Raw genomic sequence first — 18,979 nt, 5'->3', positions numbered from 1 at the left:
CGCCTGAGTACTATTTTTAAGCTACTGATTTATTTAAATTAACCTTAATTAGCCATTGCTAAAAAAATAACTACAAATGTAATTAAGCAGATAAATTAAGGAAAATACTATGCTCTCATCAATACAAAAAACGCTACTTGCCACAGCATTAATAACGAGCTTAAGCGCATGTCAAAGCACTTCAACCAATGTCACTTCAAATAAAAATTCACCTGACATTAATGAAGTAAGTAAACAAAAATACAATGGTCCTAAAGCACGTATCGCCGTGGCACGTTTCACTGATAAGTCAAATAACTCAAGATGGTGGCGAAAAGAAATTGGTGAAGGTATGGCAGATCAACTTACCACCGCACTTGTTGGCACTAATCGCTTTATTGTATTGGAGCGCCAAGCACTAGACGCTGTGCTTTCGGAACAAGATTTAGCAGTATCAGGCAGAGTGAGTGCACAATCTGGGGCTGCATATGGCGAAATTGAAGGCGCTGAGATTGTAGTCGTTGCAGCGGTTACCGAGTTTGATGATGACAGTTCAGGTGCAAGTGTTGGTTCGGGCGGTTTTATTGGTGATGTGTTTAGCTCTGTTTCTGCTGGCTTTTCTGGATCGCATATGGCTATTGACCTAAGGTTAATTGATACGCGCACTTCACGTATTTTAGCTGCAACTAGTGTTGAAGGCGGTAGTAAAGATTTTAACTTTACCAGCGCAGCAACAAACTTTGGTGGCGCATTGGTTGGAGGGAGTCTTAGCGGCTGGTCAGATACACCAAAAGAAAAAGCACTACGTGAAGTAATAATTAAAGCCGTTGAGTTTTTAGAAACTAAAATCCCAGACACCTATTATCGCTATAACCAAAACAACACGCTTGCTGCAGGCTATACAGCACCACCACCGCCAAAGGTAGCTAGTAAAAAAACAGCACCTGCTGCTGTCGCTGTCGATGTGCCGAATCATAGAATGCCACATTATGAAAAAATGGACTTAGCAATGTCTCGTATGAACTTGGTTTGCTTAGGGTATTTAAAAAACCAACCTAATTATGAAGAATTTGAGACTGAAGACGTAAAATACGACCGTCAAACTGTATTAGCACTACGCGAATATCAACAAGAAAAGAGCTTAAAAGTAACAGGCCTTGCCGATGAAACAACAAAGAAATCTTTAGATGACACAAAATGTTTAGCTAAAACTCAAAAATCAGGGCTTGAAAGCTTAGGCAGCATGTTTCAATTTAACTAAGCAACACAATTCATTTAAATCAAAAAAAGCGGCTATCCCCTAGTCGCTTTTAATCTACTCGTAATAACTCACCGCGATAAAAATCACACAGTAACCATATTTGCTCAAATTGATGGGTTTTTGGAAAGGCTACTTTTTTTATTACCGCTTCAAAATCACTCTTATGCCAAATGGTACTGGCGTTACGAATTAACAACCAGGTACGTTTTGAGTAATAACGCTTAGTCGCTTTTTGTTTGAGCAATCGTCCTAATGCTGATTGCAGTCGGTGCTCACTAGGCTGTTGAGCCATGTCAGCTAAGTCACGTTGCATTTGTATCGACAGTGGTCGGCCTAGCACGGCCATTGCTTCGGTTTCACTAGCGTATAAATGCGCTACTTCTATATCGAGTTGCTCATTTGCTTGATAACAGCTTACATCGGGTCTATTTGGTTCATTGTGCCAAATATGGCGCATATGAATTCCCGTTTGCTGTTCATAACATCGCAAAAACAACTTAGCTGCATCGTGCTCTAATTGTTGTTTTTCGGCATCACTGCTGCGCTTCATGCAATACCTTATAAACCTCATTTAACAGCGAGGAAGCGCCAAACCTAAATGTCTCTGGTGCTAAATATTCATGCCCCATAATCTCAGTTGTTAGCTGCAAATAAGCATTGGCATCACCTGTCGTTTTCACACCGCCTGCGGCCTTAAAGCCAACTGTTTTTGATGACTTTTTGATGGTATTAAGCATAATTTCAGTTGCTTCAAGCGTGGCATTAACCGCGACTTTACCGGTGCTGGTTTTTACAAAATCAGCTCCCCCTTGAATAGCAAGCTCGGTTGCTTGAGCAATAAGTGCAGGTGTTTTTAGCTCACCACTTTCAATAATCACTTTAAGTTTAGCGCGACTACCACATGCTTTTTTACTTTCACTCACGTATTCCAGCACGGTATCGGCTTCGCCTTTTATAAGTGCTTTGTAAGGAATGACTAAGTCAATTTCATCGGCCCCGCGCTCTATGGCTATTAATGTTTCATTAAGCACTTCATTAAGTGGCGCATCACCTGTGGGAAAGTTGGTTACTGTGGCCACTTTTACATGACTCAATAACCGATTAGCGAGCGCTATTTTTGCATCATCTACAAATTCACTAAACACACAAACTGCAGCGGGTATGCCTAACTTAGGATCAATACTGTTTACTAATGCATTAATACTAGCTTGATTATCATCGGTGTTTAAACTGGTTAAATCCATTAAACTAACAACTAGCATGGCGTTTTGAGTATTATTTGTCATTTTATGCCCATGAAATTTTAAAAACCTTAAACTATATAAGCATCATAGCTTAACCTTGCTATAGCTCATAACCAAACACTATAAGCGCGTTTTTTATACTAAATAGCACTCTAACCCTTACTAAATAAGATTTAGACCTAAAAAACATAGTTTATATAACTTTTGAGTATATCAACTAAGATTTAATTATTTTTTACTTATCAATAGCCGCTATATTCTGCCTGTGTATTAAACACTTTATTATCTTTTTAGGGGCGTTACTCAGTGCAATATTTACCTATCTTTACCAAACTCGACAACAAGCCAGTATTGGTGGTTGGCGGTGGAGAAGTTGCCTTGCGAAAATGCCGCGCGTTCTTAAAAGCGCGTGCTGCAGTAACCTTAGTTGCCCCGTGGTTTTGTGATGAATTAAAAGAACATGCGCACAACAATGAAGTTACTTTAATAGATGCCTATTTTGAAGAGTCACATCTTGATGGCAAAATTTTGATTATTGCCGCCACCGACAATGATGAAGTTAATAATACGGTTTTTGAACTCGCTAATGCACGTAATGTGTTTGTGAACGTGGTGGATGATCAACCTAAATGTACGTTTATTTTTCCCTCTATTGTTGATCGCAACCCAATTACCATTGCGATTTCAAGTGCAGGTACCGCACCGGTATTAGCAAGACGTTTACGTGAAAAGCTCGAAACACTTATCCCGCAACACATTGGTCCACTCGCCAACTTAGTTGGTGGCTTTCGCCATAAAGTAAAACAGCGCTTTAAACACTTTGCCGATCGTCGCCAGTTTTGGGAAGGCGTGTTTGATTCATCGGTAGTGAGTAAAGTCCAAACCGGTAATACCCATGGCGCTGAACAACAACTAGAGAAAATGCTAGATGCCAAAGTAGAGCCAGAAGGTGAAGTATACGTAGTGGGTGCAGGCCCTGGGGATCCAGAGTTACTCACCCTAAAAGCATTGCAGCTAATGCAACAAGCCGACGTGGTGGTATATGATTATTTAGTTTCCGACGAAATTATGGAATTAGTACGCCGCGATGCCGATTTAATTTGTGTGGGTAAGCGCTTAGGCGATCATAGCGTAGCCCAAGAAGACACTAACCAGATGCTAGTTGATTTAGCGCAACAAGGTAAAAAAGTATGTCGTATTAAAGGCGGCGACCCATTTATTTATGGTCGTGGTGGCGAAGAAGTACAAGTACTGGCAGCCAATAACGTAAATTACCAAATAGTGCCAGGTATAACGGCGGCCGCAGGCTGTAGTGCCTATGCAGGTATTCCTTTAACGCATCGTGATCATGCTCAAGCTATTCAATTTGTTACTGGTCACTGTAAAAAGGAAGGCCAAGAGCTTAATTGGCAATCGCTTGCACAAAAAAACCAAACACTGGCTATTTATATGGGGGTGATTAAATCGCCGCATATTCAAGCCGAGCTATTAAAACATGGGCGAGAAGCAACAACACCAGTGGCAATTATTGAAAACGGCACACGTAAAAATCAACGCGTAGTTACCGGACAGTTAGACCAATTAGCGCAGCTCATTGAGCAGCATCAAATAATTTCGCCCGCGTTACTCATTATAGGTGAAGTGGCCTCACTACATGACCAATTACACTGGTTTGGTGAAAAAGCGCAGATCAGTAGCTTTGCTCAACCACTGACAGACGTAGCGTAATTTAACAGATTTTAATTTAATCATTTTAGTAGGACGACCAACAATGGCTTTAACTCACCTTCAGCAACTTGAAGCTGAAAGTATCAAAATCATGCGCGAAGTCGCCGCTGAGTTTGAGAACCCAGTTATGCTTTACTCAATCGGTAAAGACTCATCGGTGCTTTTGCATTTAGCACGTAAAGCATTTTACCCTGCAAAAATTCCGTTTCCGTTATTACACGTAGACACCAACTGGAAGTTTCGTGAAATGATTGAGTTTCGCGACCGTTTAGCTAAAGAGTACGGCTTTGATTTAATCGTACACAAAAACCCTGAAGGCATCGAAATGGGTGTAGGCCCGTTTACACATGGTTCGGGTAAACATACCGATATCATGAAAACTCAAGGGCTAAAGCAAGCGCTGAATAAATACGGTTTTGATGCCGCATTTGGTGGCGCACGTCGTGATGAAGAGAAATCACGCGCCAAAGAGCGTGTTTACTCATTTCGTGATAAACACCATCGCTGGGATCCTAAAAACCAACGCCCTGAGCTTTGGAATACCTATAACAGCCAAGTGAACCCAGGTGAAAGCATTCGTGTATTCCCACTGTCTAACTGGACTGAACTAGATATTTGGCAATACATTTATCAAGAAAATATCGAAATGGTGCCACTGTACCTTGCTAAAGAGCGCCCAGTAGTAGAGCGCGATGGTACCTTAATCATGGTAGATGACGATCGCATGCCGCTTAATGAAGGTGAAGTACCGCAAATGAAGTCGGTTCGCTTTAGAACCTTAGGCTGTTACCCACTAACCGGCGCGGTTGAATCAACGGCAAGCAGCCTAACAGAAATTATTGAAGAAATGTTGCTATCGTCGTCATCTGAACGTGAAGGTCGGGTGATTGATCATGATTCAGCAGGCTCTATGGAGAAGAAAAAACGTGAGGGGTATTTCTAATGTCTAACCTAAATAACGATACATTTAATGAAGTAAAAGAAATTGGTATAGACGCTTACCTAGCACGTCAACAAGATAAAAGCTTATTGCGTATGCTGACTTGTGGCAGTGTGGATGACGGTAAATCAACCTTAATTGGCCGCCTACTGCACGATAGTCACCAAATTTATGAAGATCAGCTAGCCGCGCTTCATAAAGATAACGAAAAAGTGGGTAACGCCGGTGAAGATCTTGATTTAGCACTGTTAGTAGATGGCCTACAAGCTGAGCGTGAGCAAGGTATAACAATTGACGTAGCGTACCGCTACTTTTCAACCGCTAAACGTAAGTTTATTATAGCCGACACCCCAGGGCATGAGCAGTATACCCGAAACATGGTTACTGGCGCTTCAACTAGTGATGTTGCCATTATTTTAGTGGATGCGCGCTATGGCGTGCAGGTACAAACTAAGCGTCATAGCTTTATTTGTGACTCATTAGGCATTAAGCAGTTCGTGGTTGCGGTTAACAAAATGGATATTGTTGATTTTGATGAAACCGTTTATGAAAAAATTAAAGCCGATTATTTAAAATTTGCCGAGCAACTTAACGTATCAAATATTAAGTTTGTGCCTATGTCGGCGCTTAAAGGCGATAACGTAGTAACTCGCTCTGCGCACACTCCTTATTACACTGACAAGCCGTTGCTTGAGCTGTTAGAAGATTCACCAGCAGCTGAAATCGACACCGGTTTTGAAGCGCGTCTTCCGGTGCAATACGTGGTACGCCCTAATCTAAACTTCCGTGGTTTTCAAGGCACGCTTACATCGGGTAAATTACGCGTTGGCGATGAGATAAAAGTACTGCCATCAGGTAAAACATCACATATTAAAGAAATTGTTACTTTTGATGGCAACCTAGATACTGCACAAGCTGGCCAAGCAATTACGGTTACTCTTAATACTGAAATAGATATTAGCCGAGGAGACGTTATTGTCCCTGCAAATTCGCAAGCTCAAGTAACCAACCAATTACAGGCTAAAATTGTGTGGATGCACGAGTCGCCATTGGTGCTTGGTAAAAGCTACAACCTTAAACTTGGCAGCAAAAACACCTCGGCCACGGTCACAAAAATTGATCACACTATTGATGTAAACACGCTAGAGCATGGCAGTGCAGATTCATTGCAGTTAAACGAAATTGCAATTGTGACACTGGAGCTGACCGAGACTATTTTAGCCGATCAGTACCATCATAATCATGAAACCGGCTCGTTTATTCTTATTGACCGCTTATCAAACTTAACGGTTGCAGCGGGAATGATAGAACAGGTACTGCAAAGTGAAGAAAACGCAGGACAATTCAGCGACTTTGAAGTTGAATTTAACGCCCTCGTACGCAAGCACTTCCCGCATTGGCAAGCGCTTGATATTTCAAAGCTATAACGTTAATGAACGCCTGTTAGGAACATTTAAAGCATGGTAGAACAGCTCATTTTAACAGGCATTATGTTGCTTTTAGTCGGGTGCCTTTTTGGCACCCGTATTAATCCTGCATGGTTATTTGTAAGTGCCATAGGCACAAGCTATCTAACTGGGTTAATAGATTTAGAAAGCATGCTGGTTAATTACACTAACTCATCATTAATTACTTTAGTGTTATTAATTTTAGTGTCGATAGCGATAGAAAAAACCACGCTTATTCAGCGTTTAGCCAAATCGTTATCCAATGGTAGTTTAGTTAAGTCAGTAACTAAATTAGGGCTGTCTACCGCCTTTTTATCGTCGTTTACTAATAATACCGCGGTAGTTGCCTCATTAATTACCGCCATAAAGGATAACCCAAACCACTCTCCCTCAAAGCTATTGTTACCCCTGTCGTACACCGCGATTTTAGGGGGTACTATTACGCTTATTGGCACCTCTACTAACTTAATCGTAAATGGCTTTGCAGTAGATGCGGGCATGGCGCCACTGGGCTTTTTTGATTTTACCTTGGTGGGTTTGGGCGCACTTAGTGTGGGCTTAATTACTATTTTGGTGATGCTAAAATGCCTGCCCGACAATGGTAAAAATAGCCAAGAGGTGGTGCCTTTTTATCTAGAAGGGAAAGTGCAAACTGGTTCTAAACTAATAAATCGTACTGTAGAAGAAAATGGTTTACGCGATTTAAAAGACTTGTTTCTGGCTGAAATTATTCGTGATGGCAACCGTATTTGCGCCGTGACCCCCCAACATATTATTCAACAAGACGACATACTGCTGTTTGTGGGCGACATAAAGTCAGTGCCTTTGCTTACACGCTTTGATGGCTTAAAAGTGGTGCACGACAAACACGAAAAAGACATTGAACACCTCGTTGAAGTTGTCGTTAGTCAGTCGTCTAAATTAATTGGCAAAACGGTAAAAGAAGCACGCTTTAGAGAGCAATTTCATGCGGCCGTTATTGCTATCCGCCGTGGGCATGACCGTTTACAAGGCGGGCTTGGGCAAGTGCGATTACAAGCGGGTGATTCACTCATTCTCGCCCCTGGTAAAAGCTTTTATGACTTAACTAACTTAAAACGCGAGTTTGTGTATATTTCAGGGCTTGATTTACAAACCCACCTCAGTGCAAAGCAATCAAATATTGTATTGTTAAGCTTTGCGGGTGTGCTGGGATTAAGTATTTTAGGTGCAGTACCGCTGGTTAAAGGCTTGTTAGTGTTACTTATTGGCCTAATGCTGTGTGGTACTATCAAACTAAGCGAAATAAAGCGCCGCTTTCCTATCGAGTTACTTGCTGTCGTGGGCAGTGCTATAGGTTTAGCTAAGCTGATGATAGGCACCGGCCTTGCCGGGCAAATATCAGACGCCATGTTTGTAGTGCTGGGCGACTTTGGCCCTTATGGCGCGTTTATCGCTATCTTTTTAATGACCGTATTATTTACCGAATTAATCACTAATAATGCTGCTGCAGCGCTATCGTTTCCGGTTGCCTACTCACTAGCCATTGGCTTTAACGTAGAACCTTTGCCGTTTATTATGGCAGTTGCATTTGGCGCTTCAGCCAGCTTTATTTCTCCTTTTGGTTATCAAACTAATCTAATGGTTTATAGCGCGGGTAACTACCGACTAAAAGACTATGTAATGATGGGGCTACCGCTTTCTATTATTTATTCAATCACCGTACTGACTTTGATCCCGCTGGTATTTCCGTTTTAATGCCCGCGTTTATAGCATAAAGAGACACAGCAAATGGATAACAATATTGTTTGGCATAATTACGCCACCACTAAAGTACAGCGCAGCGAACAAAAAAAGCATAAGCCGGCTATTTTATGGTTTACTGGTTTTTCTGGCTCAGGTAAAAGTACCGTTGCGAATGCACTAGAAGCAGCACTCAATCAGCAAGGTGCGCACACGTACCTACTTGATGGCGACAATGTACGCCATGGTTTATGTAAAGATTTAGGCTTTAGTGATGCCGATCGCGTTGAAAATATCCGCCGCGTAGGCGAAACCGCCAAGCTAATGGTTGACGCTGGTTTGTTAGTCCTTACTGCGTTTATATCTCCTTTTAAAGCTGAGCGCGACATGGTTCGTGAGTTAGTTGATGAGGGTGAATTTATCGAGGTATTCATCGACACCCCTCTTGAGGTGTGTGAAAGTCGCGACCCAAAAGGCTTATATAAAAAGGCGCGCGCTGGTGAAATTAAACACTTTACCGGGATTGATTCAACTTACCAGCCGCCGGTTAATCCTGAAATAATTTTAGATACCAGTAAAAACACCCTAGACCAATCGGTAGCTCAACTGATAACGTATCTAAAACATCAGCATATACTATAGGCCCATCTAATGAACCAAACTGAACTGCTAGAAGAAACCCTTATTCTCGCTCGCGAAGCGGGAAGCGCGATTATGGGTATTTACAACAAAGACTTCAACGTTGAATACAAAGCTGATGAAAGCCCCGTAACCGACGCCGACTTAGCAGCTCATAAAATCATTAGTGCAGGGCTCAAAAAGCTCACTCCCGATATTCCTGTATTGAGTGAAGAAAGTGCCGACATTGGTTGGGACGTACGCCAAACATGGAACAGCTATTGGCTGGTTGACCCAATTGATGGCACCAAAGAATTTATTAAAAAGAACGGTGAATTTACCGTTAATATTGCCCTAATCGAAAATGGCAAACCAGTTTTAGCTGTGGTTGATGCCCCAGCATTAGGTGTATCGTACATAGCCGCCGAAGCCATTGGTGCTTTTAAAGACAAAGGCGATGAGCGCATCGAGCTTAAAGTCACCACTAAGCCTAACAAAGGGCTTATTCGTGTTGTAGGCAGTCGCTCGCACCCCTCCCCTGATTTAGCTGAATTTGTAAAACGCTTTGATGAGGTTGAAATGGTGTCAAAAGGCAGTTCACTGAAACTGTGTTTAGTCGCCGAAGGCAGTGCTGATATTTACCCCCGCTTGGGCCCAACCTGTGAATGGGATACCGGAGCAGGCCATGCGATTGCTGAAATAGCCGGTGCAAAAGTGACTAAGCTCGATGGCAGCCCGCTTGTCTATAACAGCAAAGATGAATATTTGAACCCGTATTTTGTAGTGAGTGTGATAGAAGAATAAAAGCTAAGAGTTGCGAGCTACGGGCTTAGAGTCGCGAGCAGCTCAATGGCAATTTAAACACCGTAGGTTGGGTTGAGTGGAAAGAAACCCAACAAGCACTTAGCACTTTAACAAATACATATAAATATATTCCCCACACTCTTAACTCAAAAAAGTGAACATTATTCACGCATTTCGCGGCATATTCCTGCACTAATTGCACAGCTTTTAAACACTGTTTCATATTCGTGACAGTCAGTAACTAATACGCTACAACAAATTTATATCCAAGACATAAAAACACATGAAATGTGTGGTTAAAAACTATATTCTTCGGCGCAATTATTATGATAAATAATGGATATACACACATGACAACATCTCAAGGTGCAACGCTTTCAAATGCACCAGCACAAGACGCACACACGTCTAAATCAAAATGGAACCTGCATGATACGCAGTGGACACTTAGCCTTTTTGGCACCGCAGTGGGTGCTGGTATTTTATTTTTACCGATTAATATTGGTATTGGTGGTTTTTGGCCGCTGATTATTATGGCGTGTTTAGCCTTTCCTATGACCTTTTTAGCGCACCGTGGTTTGGCGCGTTTTGTATTATCATCAAAAAATAAAGAGGCTGATTTTACCGATGTGGTAGAAGAACACTTTGGCGTAAACGCGGGCCGACTGATCTCCTTGTTATACTTTTTATCAATTTTTCCTATTTTACTCATTTACGGTGTGGGTTTAACCAATACGGTAGACAGCTTTATGGTCAATCAATTAGGAATGGAGTCGCCGTCACGCGTTGTGCTTTCAGGTGTACTTGTTGCTGTTATGATTGGCTTAATGATGGGCGGTGAACGCTTAATGCTACGCGCCTTTGCTATTTTAGTGTACCCGCTAGTAGGTATTTTATTCTTTTTATCTCTGTATTTAATCCCAAGCTGGCAAATGCCCGATACAACTATGCCTGGGCTAGGTAGCTTTAGTAAAACACTTTGGTTATCGATTCCTATTATTGTGTTTTCATTTAGCCATGCAGCGGCTATTTCAAGCTTTGTTAATAAACAACGCAGCCACTATGGTGACCTAGCAACCTCTAAGTCAGAGGCGATTTTAAAGCGCACTAGCTTATTATTGATTACCTTTGTTTTGTTATTTGTGTTCTCATGCGTGTTATCGCTTACCGGTGACCAAATGGCTGAAGCAAAAGCGGCAAACGTCTCTGTTTTATCTTACTTGGCTAATATTACAGAAAACTCATTCATTGCAACGCTGGGACCTTTGGTTGCCTTTATTGCGATTATGTCGTCGTTTTTAGGTCACTTTTTAGGGGCACGCGAAAGCTTTACTGGGTTAGTGACTAAACACTCAAGCATGAGGCCTAAAGTGGCTGACAAAGTGGGTGCGGTACTGATGTTTTTCGCTATTTGGTTCTGCGCGGTTAAAAACCCAAGCATACTAGATATGATGGATCAGTTATCAGGCCCAATCATTGCGATGATTTTATTCATTATGCCAATGATTGCAGTTTATAAAGTGCCTAGCTTACAAAAGTACCGTAATCGTTTAAGTACCTTATTTGTACTGGCTGTCGGTTCATTAGCAGTGTGTGCGTTACTGTACAGCATGCTTAGCTAAGTAAGTATTTATTACAAAAGCCCAGCTCATTTACTTGAGCTTTCTCAGACATACAAAAATGGCGCTCAATGAGCGCCATTTTTATTTAATGCAATTGGTATTATTCTGTATCTGGCAGGTTACGGCCATAGAATATTTCTTGCATTTCACGTGTTAGTTTTGAGCGAATCTCTTCTTCTTCGTCATCTGACAAATCATCAGTAGATAAACCAAATAAATACGTATTTAAATCGGTCTCTTTTAACATCATTTTGGTATGGAACAGGTTTTCTTGATACACGTTCACGTCCATCATTTGGTACGCTTCTTTGGTATCTTCTGTCATGAAGTTTTGAATCGAATTAATTGCATGGTCAATGTAATGTTTAACGCCGTTTACATCACGGGTAAAACCACGTACGCGGTAATCAATCGTTACCACATCAGACTCAAGACTATGGATTAAGAAGTTTAACGCTTTAAGCGGCGAAATAATGCCACAGGTTGATACTTCAATATCCGCACGGAAAGTACAAATACCATCATCTGGGTGTGCTTCAGGATATGTGTGAACACAAATGTGGCTTTTATCAAGGTGTGCAACCACTGAGTCAGGTAATGGCCCTGGCGCTTCGTCAGCATCATAGTTTTGCTGCTCTTCTACAGGCTCTTCTGAAACTAAAATAGTTACACTGGCACCTTGTGGCTCATAATCTTGACGTGCAACATTTAAAATATTGGCACCAATAATATCAACCACATCACCTAAAATGTCGGTTAGTCTATCTGCACTATACTGCTCATCGATATATTCTATATATTCTTTACGTTGTTGCTCTGTTTTTGCATAGCAAATATCGTAAATACTAAAGCTTAGGCTTTTAGTTAAATTATTAAAGCCATGAAGTTTAAGTTTATCGAAGGGTTTGTTCATATAAACCAACCTATAAATTAGTGAAATCTGCACCTGCAGAATGAAAAGTTCGCGGATTTTATACGAATTTCACTCACGGAAAAAGCGTTATTTTTCCTGATCTTCAACAACTTCATGGCTGTGGGTAATTTCTACTGTTTTATCAAGCATTAATGCAACTGAGCAATACTTTTCGGCAGAAAGCGAAACCGCTCGCTCTAGGTGTTTTTCAGACACATTCTTACCAGTTACAACAAAGTGTAAATTAATTTTAGTGAACACGCGCGGGGCTGTTTCTGCTCGTTCAGCAGTTAATTGCACATCAACGGATGAGAAGTCTTGCTTGGTTTTTTTTAAAATACTTACCACATCAACCGATGAACAGCCACCGACAGACATAAGCACCATTTCCATTGGGCTTGGTGCTGCTCCGTCACTACCCGCATCAAATACCACATTATGATTACTATTAGAGCGGCCTATATAGGTATTACCTTCAACCCATTTTACATTTGCTTGCATTGTTTTTTCTCATTAGTTTAATTTTGTATTCATTACACGCAGGCTCTCACGCGCATTTAAAATTAAATAGCGAATAAAGCGTGGTTTTTAAAGGGGGAACAATTAATTAATAGCGTTATCAAATAAGTTTTTAACTAGCCCAGCAAATTCATCAATAAAAGCATGCTGTTCTACTGTAACAGTGTGAGAGGTCACACTACTCAGCACTTCTTGTAAATCGTAAACAATGCCATCAACCTCGCGCACAATTTGACTGCGCTGCTCTGTAGAAAGGTCTGGGTGTTGTTGACAAATGCGTATGACATTTTCGGCAATTACATCTTCAATTAACTCAATAACGGTTGGCGCACCTGGCTTTATTTCGCCTGGTTTTTCAAACAACGCTAAGTTCTGAGTTAGGTACATTATTAAGTCATCGTACCCTTGCCTGTTTAAAACCATCGTTTATTTACCTCAAAAATACTGATTGCTTAATTTAAGCAGAAAGCACTAATAATTGCTAGCTTTGTGGGATTGCAATACAAAAAAAGCAGCCGAAGCTGCTTTTATACTAATTAAGTCGTACTTAACTAGGGTCTGTTGACCTTTCAAGGTTAAATTTGCAGCAGTCTGTTTGGTATTTAGGCAAGGCAGAGCCTATGTGGTGTGGTTATTCCCCATAAATAGGCGATAACGCAGCATCAATGCCAAACAGGCGCTGCCCTTCGGGTTCTGCCTAGGGGCGATTTACTCTTTGTTGCTCGGTTTTTACTTAGCCCACTAGGTTACAAACCTCGCGCCGCAATTAAACCGCCCCTAGTTTGAACAAATTTTAATCCGCAAAGGTCAACAGACCCTAATGTTCAGAGTACTTAATCTATTTTTAAGCCTGGGCTTAATGTTGCTGGCATGGTTACTTTTTCAAGTTCCACAGAAGCAACTGGGTATGCACAGTAATCGGCAGCGTAATAAGCGCTTGCTCTGTGATTGCCTGAGGCACCAATACCACCAAACGGTGCAGCACTTGAGGCGCCTGTAATTGGACGGTTCCAGTTAACAATACCCGCACGAATACGACGTAAGAAATGATCGTAATCAGCTTGGTTATCACTTAATAAACCTGCTGATAAACCAAAGCTAGTGTCGTTTGCTTTATCAATCGCTTGGTCAAAATCGTCAAAGCGGAATACTTTTAAAAGTGGACCAAAGTGCTCTTCATCTGGGAAGTCTTTAATATTTGTGCACTCAATAATACCAGGTGTAACAAAACCGGTGTTAGCTGTATGCTCAAGCTCAACTAACACGTCACCACCCATGGCTTTTAACTCGTCTTGCGCTTTAACCATACCAGCAGCAGCGGCCGCTGAGATCATTGAACCCATAAACGGTTGGTCAGCGTCGTCGTAGTTACCAACTTTAATTGCTTTAGTCGCTGTAATTAAGCGCGCTAAAATTTCATCGCCTTTAGCGCCTGTTGGTAAAAACAATTTACGCGCACAGGTACAACGTTGGCCGCTTGAGATAAACGCAGACTGCACAATATCATGCACTACAGCAAGAGTATCTTCTGCATCTTTAACGATTAGCGGATTATTACCACCCATTTCAAGCGCTAAAATTTTACCTGGTTGACCTGCGAACTGTTCATGTAAAATATGACCCGTACGTGAAGACCCAGTAAAGAATAAACCATCAATGCCTTTGTGTGACGCCAATGCTTTACCTGTTTCCACTTCACCTTGTACTAGGTTAATAACCCCAGCTGGTAAACCGGCTTTTTCCCATAACTTAAGGGTTAGCTCAGCCACCATAGGTGTAAGTTCAGATGGTTTAAATATCACAGTATTACCGGCTAAAAGTGCAGGTACAATGTGGCCATTTGGTAAATGCCCAGGGAAGTTGTAAGGGCCAAATACAGCAACAACACCATGTGGCTTATGACGGATCATCGCACGGCCTTGCGGCATAGCGTTTTCAACATCACCAGTACGGTCTAAAAATGCTTTTTCAGCAATGGCAATTTTACCTACCATGGCGCCCGCTTCAGTACGTGTTTCCCAAAGTGGTTTACCTGTTTCTTGTGCAATAGCAACCGCTAGCTCTTCGCTGTGCTCTTTTAATGTTGCAGCAAAGGTTTTTACAATCTCTAAACGCTCGCTAAAGCTTTTATCAGCCCAGCTGTAAAATGCTTCACGTGCTGATGCTACAGCGCTATCTACTTGCTCTGCGCTTGCAGCTGATGCCTGCCAAATAACGTCGTTATTTGCAGGATTAACTGAGTTAAATTCTGTGCCTTGGCCTTGCGACCATTGACCATTAATAAATTGTGCAGGATGAGTCATATACTTTCTCCTAAATTAAACTGGGGTAGCAGTAACAAAGTCGCCCGATTTCAAATGTAATGCATCAGCAAGTTCTTGCGTAAGCACAAGGCTGTTTGAACGTGAATCAAATGCCATAGGAACAACGGTTGCTCTAAAGTCTTCAAGCTTATCATTGGCTAGCAATACCATGGTATCACCTGTCATTTCGCCAATTTCAACACTAAAGTTTTGTGCATTACGTACAGTAGCAATGTTATCTACTTTTGCTTCAACGGTTGGGCCTGCATCAAAAATGTCGACGTAACCATTAAAAGTAAAGCCTTCACTTTTTAATAACTGAATAGCTGGGCGCGTATTATCGTGTACTTGACCAATAACCGCTTGCGCTTCTTTACTCAATAAGTTGACGTAAATTGGGTATTTAGGCATTAACTCAGCAATAAACACTTTTTGGCCAATTCCCGTCAGATAATCTGCGGTTGGAAAATCCATTGAGAAAAAGTGCTCTTCAAGCCACTGCCAAAACGGGCTACTGCCGTTTTCGTCAGATACGCCACGCATTTCTGCGATAACGGTTTGTGCAAAGCGTTGCTGGTGCTGTTTTATAAACATAAAGCGTGCTTTTGAAAGCAGCTTACCGTTACAATTTTTACGATAACCGTCTTTTAAAAACAGCGTACACAGCTCTGTAGCTCCAGTGTAGTCATTACAAAGGGTGAGAATATCTACCGCTTTATATACATCTAGTGTGCGCGAAGAGTGAATCACTTTACTCAAATGATAGTGATAAAATGCGTCATCTAAGCCAACTGCCGCTTCAATACCTGAAGTACCAACTACTTCACCAGTTTCAGTATCTTCAAGAACAAATAAGTACCCTTCATCACCAGGTTGTGACGTGGTTTTTGTAAATGAGTTAACTGAATGTGCAATCTTCTTTTGTAATAACTCTTCATTATTAGGTAAAGAAGTAAAGCCATGTCCCGACTCGTCGGCAATGGTTACTAAAGCTGCATAATCACTTTTTTGGATTGGGCGAAGGATCATCATGAATCCGCTTACTCCCTTATATATAACGGTAAATAGGAACTGCAGGGCAAACAATGTTTGCCCTTAGAGAAGTTGAATTAGCGATTACGCATTTACAACGTGGGCTACTGCTTTTTCAAAGCGTGCCATACCTTCGCGAATATCAGCTTCTGGTATTACTAAAGATGGAGTGAAACGAACCACATCAGCACCCGCTACAAGTGACATTAAGCCATGCTCAGTACCTGCAACTAAAAACTCTTTAGCGCGCCCTTTGTACTGCTCATTAACTACGGCACCGATTAATAAACCTTGGCCACGAATTTCACTAAATACATGGTACTTTTCGTTAATCGCATTAAGTAGCTCGGTAAATAACGCCGCTTTTGCTTTAACGCCCGCTAATACTTCTGGATTGTTCACTGTATCAAATGCGGCTTCTGCAACTGCACAGGCTAGTGGGTTACCGCCGTAAGTAGAACCATGAGTACCTACTTTAAGATGCTGTGCAATCTCAGTGGTTGTTAGCATAGCGCCAATTGGAAAACCGCCACCAAGTGCTTTAGCTGAAGTTAAAATGTCAGGTACTACGTTTAAGCCTTGGTATGCGTATAGCTCACCCGTACGACCAACACCTGATTGCACTTCATCAAAAATTAGCAATGCATTGTGCTTAGTACATAAATCACGAACGCCTTGAGCAAATTCGTCAGTTGGCGAGATAATACCGCCTTCACCTTGAATTGGCTCCATCATTACCGCACAGGTGTTATCGCTAATCAACGCTTCAAATGCGGCAAGGTCATTGTAGTCACAATGAACAATGTCGCCTGGCTTAGGACCAAAACCGTCAGAGTAAGCCGCTTGACCGCCTACAGTAACCGTGAAGAAGGTACGACCATGGAAACCTTTATTAAAGGCGATAATTTGTGACTTTTCTGCACCAAATTTATCAAGCGCAAAACGACGCGCTAATTTAAGTGCCGCTTCGTTTGCTTCTGCGCCTGAGTTTGCAAAGTAAACTTTTTCTGCAAAAGTCGCATCAACCATTTTTTTAGCTAAGCGAAGCGCTGGCTCATTGGTCATTACATTTGATAAATGCCAAATTTTTTCGCCCTGCTCTTTTAATGCACCCACTAATGCAGGATGGCAGTGGCCAAGACAGTTAACGGCAATACCACCAGCAAAGTCGATAAACTCTCGTCCTTGTTGATCCCATACACGAGAACCTTCGCCTCGAACTGGAATTACGCTTGAAGGTGCGTAGTTAGGAACCATTACGTGATCAAATAATTCGCGATTGACTGTCATTTTATTTCCTCTTAATTGTGTGCATCACAAAGCAGTAGAATAGGGGTGTGATTATTGTTAATAACCAAATGTGTCGGCAAAAAATAATAGCTATGTATTTGCCTGAAACTACGTTGTGGTTCAATTTTCAGGCGCTCATTATTTCAGAAATTTAGGGTTATGTCTCTTCAAAAACTTTCATGTACCCCTTTAAAATAAAGGGCTTAAGATATTATTTCATAGATAGTGAATAACTATTTGAGAGCTAGTAATGATGTGCATTTACCTTAGTCAGCGCCTCTACAACGAAAAAAGCATAGCGCTTATAAACCAACTGCACATGAATAAGTAGAATTAAAGTGAATGAATAGTCGCAAAAAAATTAACAGATTTAATCGATTTGAAGTGCCAAATTAGTAAAATTAGCTGTTTGTAAGGTCTCTAACTCTTTTTTTGTAAACTTATAATAGCTAAACCAGCTTTGTAATTCATCGTCTTCAATAAGCTGGTGCTCTTTTAAATTTAAGTACTGGGAGTAGCAGCGAGCTTTTAAAATTACTTGCGATAATGGCAATAAGCTATCACCTTTTTCTGTCCCATTCACTAACTGCTGCATAACAGTGTTAAAGGGTAAGTATTTAAATGACATGGTTTCAATCACCTTGGTGCTAACAAGCAGTGATTTTTCATTCAGCAATGTCGTTAAAAATAGCGGGTCAGGTTTTAACTCTAACAACGCAGTGTGTAGGTTTTTGTCACCTTCTTCACGAGCACGCTGTATTTTGCGTTGCCATACTTGCTCAAACACTTTTAAGTATAAGCGCACTAAGGCAATTTGCCCCACATTTAATAACATGCCTAAGGTAAATGCATGCATGGGATTTAACCCATTAAGCTGCGCTAGAGTTTGTGCCGCAATAGCACATGACATAGTGTTGTCTTTTAACCTGCGCTTTAATAGCGGAAATGGTGCGGTGCTGTTTGGCATCCAATGGCGCACTGCAAAAGTAGGCACTACCAGTTGCAGGTTGTCTAAGCCCAAATAACGTAATGCCAACGCTGGGGTATCTACTTTGACTGAGGTGCCTTTACTGCGTTGCTTACGATAAAAAGGTAAATTAACTAAGGTAACCAGCTCTCGTCCAAGCCAGTTTAAATCGTTAATTAGCGGCTCTAAACGACCGACCGATGCCGCGCGTGTTGCAAGAATATCAAGTATAGCGGGCACATTATCATCTATACCAACAGTGTCTTTGATGACTAAATCTATGTCTTCAAGACGTTTGGCCATCACGGTTTCAATAACCGTATGTAATTTTTGACTGGTTTTTGCCTGTAACTTTTGATGTGAAGTACTTTTTTGTTGACGCTTTTGCTGAGCGGCCACTTCAACTTCTAATAAGGTACGCTTTTTAACGGGTTTACCGTCATTGAGGTCTAAGGTATGAATAAAGCCTATTTGCTGATTAGCAAAACTATGACCCAGTAGCAAATCATGCGCTCGTTGGTGTAGCACGTTAACAATTCGCTGTTGCTGCAATGTATCGGTCATAAACTCTATCTTAAGGCAAAAAAGG

General features: G+C 41.4%; 17 protein-coding genes. 8 read left to right on the top strand and 9 right to left on the bottom strand.

Annotated features, from left to right (window positions below):
- Positions 1 to 109 precede the first annotated feature (109 nt).
- The gene (locus DK924_RS16525; protein WP_109875699.1) at positions 110 to 1,240 is read left to right on the top strand and encodes a CsgG/HfaB family protein; all 1,131 of its coding nucleotides are present in this window, start codon (positions 110 to 112) and stop codon (positions 1,238 to 1,240) included.
- Between the two features lie 49 nt (positions 1,241 to 1,289).
- Here the strand turns inward: DK924_RS16525 and DK924_RS16520 are convergent, their stop codons facing one another.
- Both DK924_RS16520 and deoC read right to left on the bottom strand, forming a co-directional pair.
- On the bottom strand, positions 1,290 to 1,790 hold the full coding sequence (locus DK924_RS16520) for a hypothetical protein (RefSeq protein ID WP_109875698.1): 501 nt from the start codon (positions 1,788 to 1,790) through the stop codon (positions 1,290 to 1,292).
- Complete coding sequence (gene deoC / locus DK924_RS16515) at positions 1,774 to 2,526, bottom strand: deoxyribose-phosphate aldolase (protein WP_109875697.1); 753 nt, start codon at positions 2,524 to 2,526, stop codon at positions 1,774 to 1,776. Before deoC ends, DK924_RS16520 begins: the two co-directional genes overlap by 17 nt.
- Positions 2,527 to 2,790: 264 nt before the next feature.
- Between deoC and cysG the strand changes: the two genes are divergently transcribed.
- The 7 genes from cysG (at position 2,791) to DK924_RS16480 (ending at position 11,366) form a co-directional block, all read left to right on the top strand.
- A complete protein-coding gene (gene cysG / locus DK924_RS16510; RefSeq protein ID WP_010392107.1) occupies positions 2,791 to 4,212 on the top strand; it encodes a siroheme synthase CysG in 1,422 nt (473 codons plus the stop codon).
- Between the two features lie 43 nt (positions 4,213 to 4,255).
- A complete protein-coding gene (gene cysD / locus DK924_RS16505) occupies positions 4,256 to 5,155 on the top strand; it encodes a sulfate adenylyltransferase subunit CysD (RefSeq protein WP_013463837.1) in 900 nt (299 codons plus the stop codon).
- Complete coding sequence (gene cysN, locus DK924_RS16500; RefSeq protein ID WP_109875696.1) at positions 5,155 to 6,579, top strand: sulfate adenylyltransferase subunit CysN; 1,425 nt, start codon at positions 5,155 to 5,157, stop codon at positions 6,577 to 6,579. The genes cysD and cysN overlap by 1 nt, the downstream gene beginning before the upstream one ends.
- A 33-nt stretch (positions 6,580 to 6,612) precedes the next feature.
- Positions 6,613 to 8,337 carry an SLC13 family permease gene (locus DK924_RS16495; protein ID WP_055012484.1) on the top strand — a complete coding sequence of 575 codons (1,725 nt, stop codon included), beginning with the start codon at positions 6,613 to 6,615 and terminating at the stop codon, positions 8,335 to 8,337.
- Between the two features lie 33 nt (positions 8,338 to 8,370).
- Positions 8,371 to 8,964, top strand: a complete 594-nt coding sequence (gene cysC, locus DK924_RS16490) for an adenylyl-sulfate kinase (protein ID WP_008108444.1) — start codon at positions 8,371 to 8,373, stop codon at positions 8,962 to 8,964.
- 9 nt (positions 8,965 to 8,973) lie between these two features.
- Complete coding sequence (gene cysQ / locus DK924_RS16485) at positions 8,974 to 9,744, top strand: 3'(2'),5'-bisphosphate nucleotidase CysQ (protein ID WP_109875695.1); 771 nt, start codon at positions 8,974 to 8,976, stop codon at positions 9,742 to 9,744.
- Between the two features lie 350 nt (positions 9,745 to 10,094).
- The gene (locus DK924_RS16480) at positions 10,095 to 11,366 is read left to right on the top strand and encodes an aromatic amino acid transport family protein (RefSeq protein WP_055012480.1); all 1,272 of its coding nucleotides are present in this window, start codon (positions 10,095 to 10,097) and stop codon (positions 11,364 to 11,366) included.
- A 100-nt stretch (positions 11,367 to 11,466) separates the two neighbouring features.
- Here DK924_RS16480 and speD read toward each other — a convergent pair whose 3' ends face one another.
- From speD to DK924_RS16445, 7 genes are all read right to left on the bottom strand, one after another.
- Entirely contained in the window at positions 11,467 to 12,279 is an 813-nt protein-coding gene (speD, locus tag DK924_RS16475) for an adenosylmethionine decarboxylase (RefSeq protein ID WP_010392088.1), read from the bottom strand.
- An 87-nt stretch (positions 12,280 to 12,366) separates the two neighbouring features.
- Entirely contained in the window at positions 12,367 to 12,780 is a 414-nt protein-coding gene (locus DK924_RS16470; RefSeq protein WP_010392086.1) for an OsmC family protein, read from the bottom strand.
- 102 nt (positions 12,781 to 12,882) lie between these two features.
- Positions 12,883 to 13,221, bottom strand: a complete 339-nt coding sequence (locus DK924_RS16465; RefSeq protein ID WP_010392083.1) for a DUF3802 family protein — start codon at positions 13,219 to 13,221, stop codon at positions 12,883 to 12,885.
- A 410-nt stretch (positions 13,222 to 13,631) separates the two neighbouring features.
- A complete protein-coding gene (gene astD / locus DK924_RS16460; protein WP_109875694.1) occupies positions 13,632 to 15,101 on the bottom strand; it encodes a succinylglutamate-semialdehyde dehydrogenase in 1,470 nt (489 codons plus the stop codon).
- 15 nt (positions 15,102 to 15,116) lie between these two features.
- Positions 15,117 to 16,133: an arginine N-succinyltransferase gene (gene astA / locus DK924_RS16455; protein ID WP_055012478.1), complete on the bottom strand. Its 1,017-nt coding sequence runs from the start codon at positions 16,131 to 16,133 to the stop codon at positions 15,117 to 15,119.
- Positions 16,134 to 16,217: 84 nt separating this feature from the next.
- Positions 16,218 to 17,423 (bottom strand): aspartate aminotransferase family protein, encoded by a 1,206-nt coding sequence (locus tag DK924_RS16450; protein WP_008108435.1) that lies wholly within the window; start codon positions 17,421 to 17,423, stop codon positions 16,218 to 16,220.
- Positions 17,424 to 17,793: 370 nt separating this feature from the next.
- Positions 17,794 to 18,954, bottom strand: coding sequence for an HDOD domain-containing protein (locus tag DK924_RS16445; protein ID WP_109875693.1), 1,161 nt, complete (start codon positions 18,952 to 18,954; stop codon positions 17,794 to 17,796).
- Positions 18,955 to 18,979 lie beyond the last annotated feature (25 nt).

It is taken from the genome of Pseudoalteromonas sp. meg-B1 (assembly GCF_003173795.1).
Taxonomy (GTDB): domain Bacteria; phylum Pseudomonadota; class Gammaproteobacteria; order Enterobacterales; family Alteromonadaceae; genus Pseudoalteromonas; species Pseudoalteromonas undina.
The sequence above is the reverse complement of the archived record's forward strand: the minus strand, read 5'-3'. Positions and strand labels throughout refer to the sequence as shown.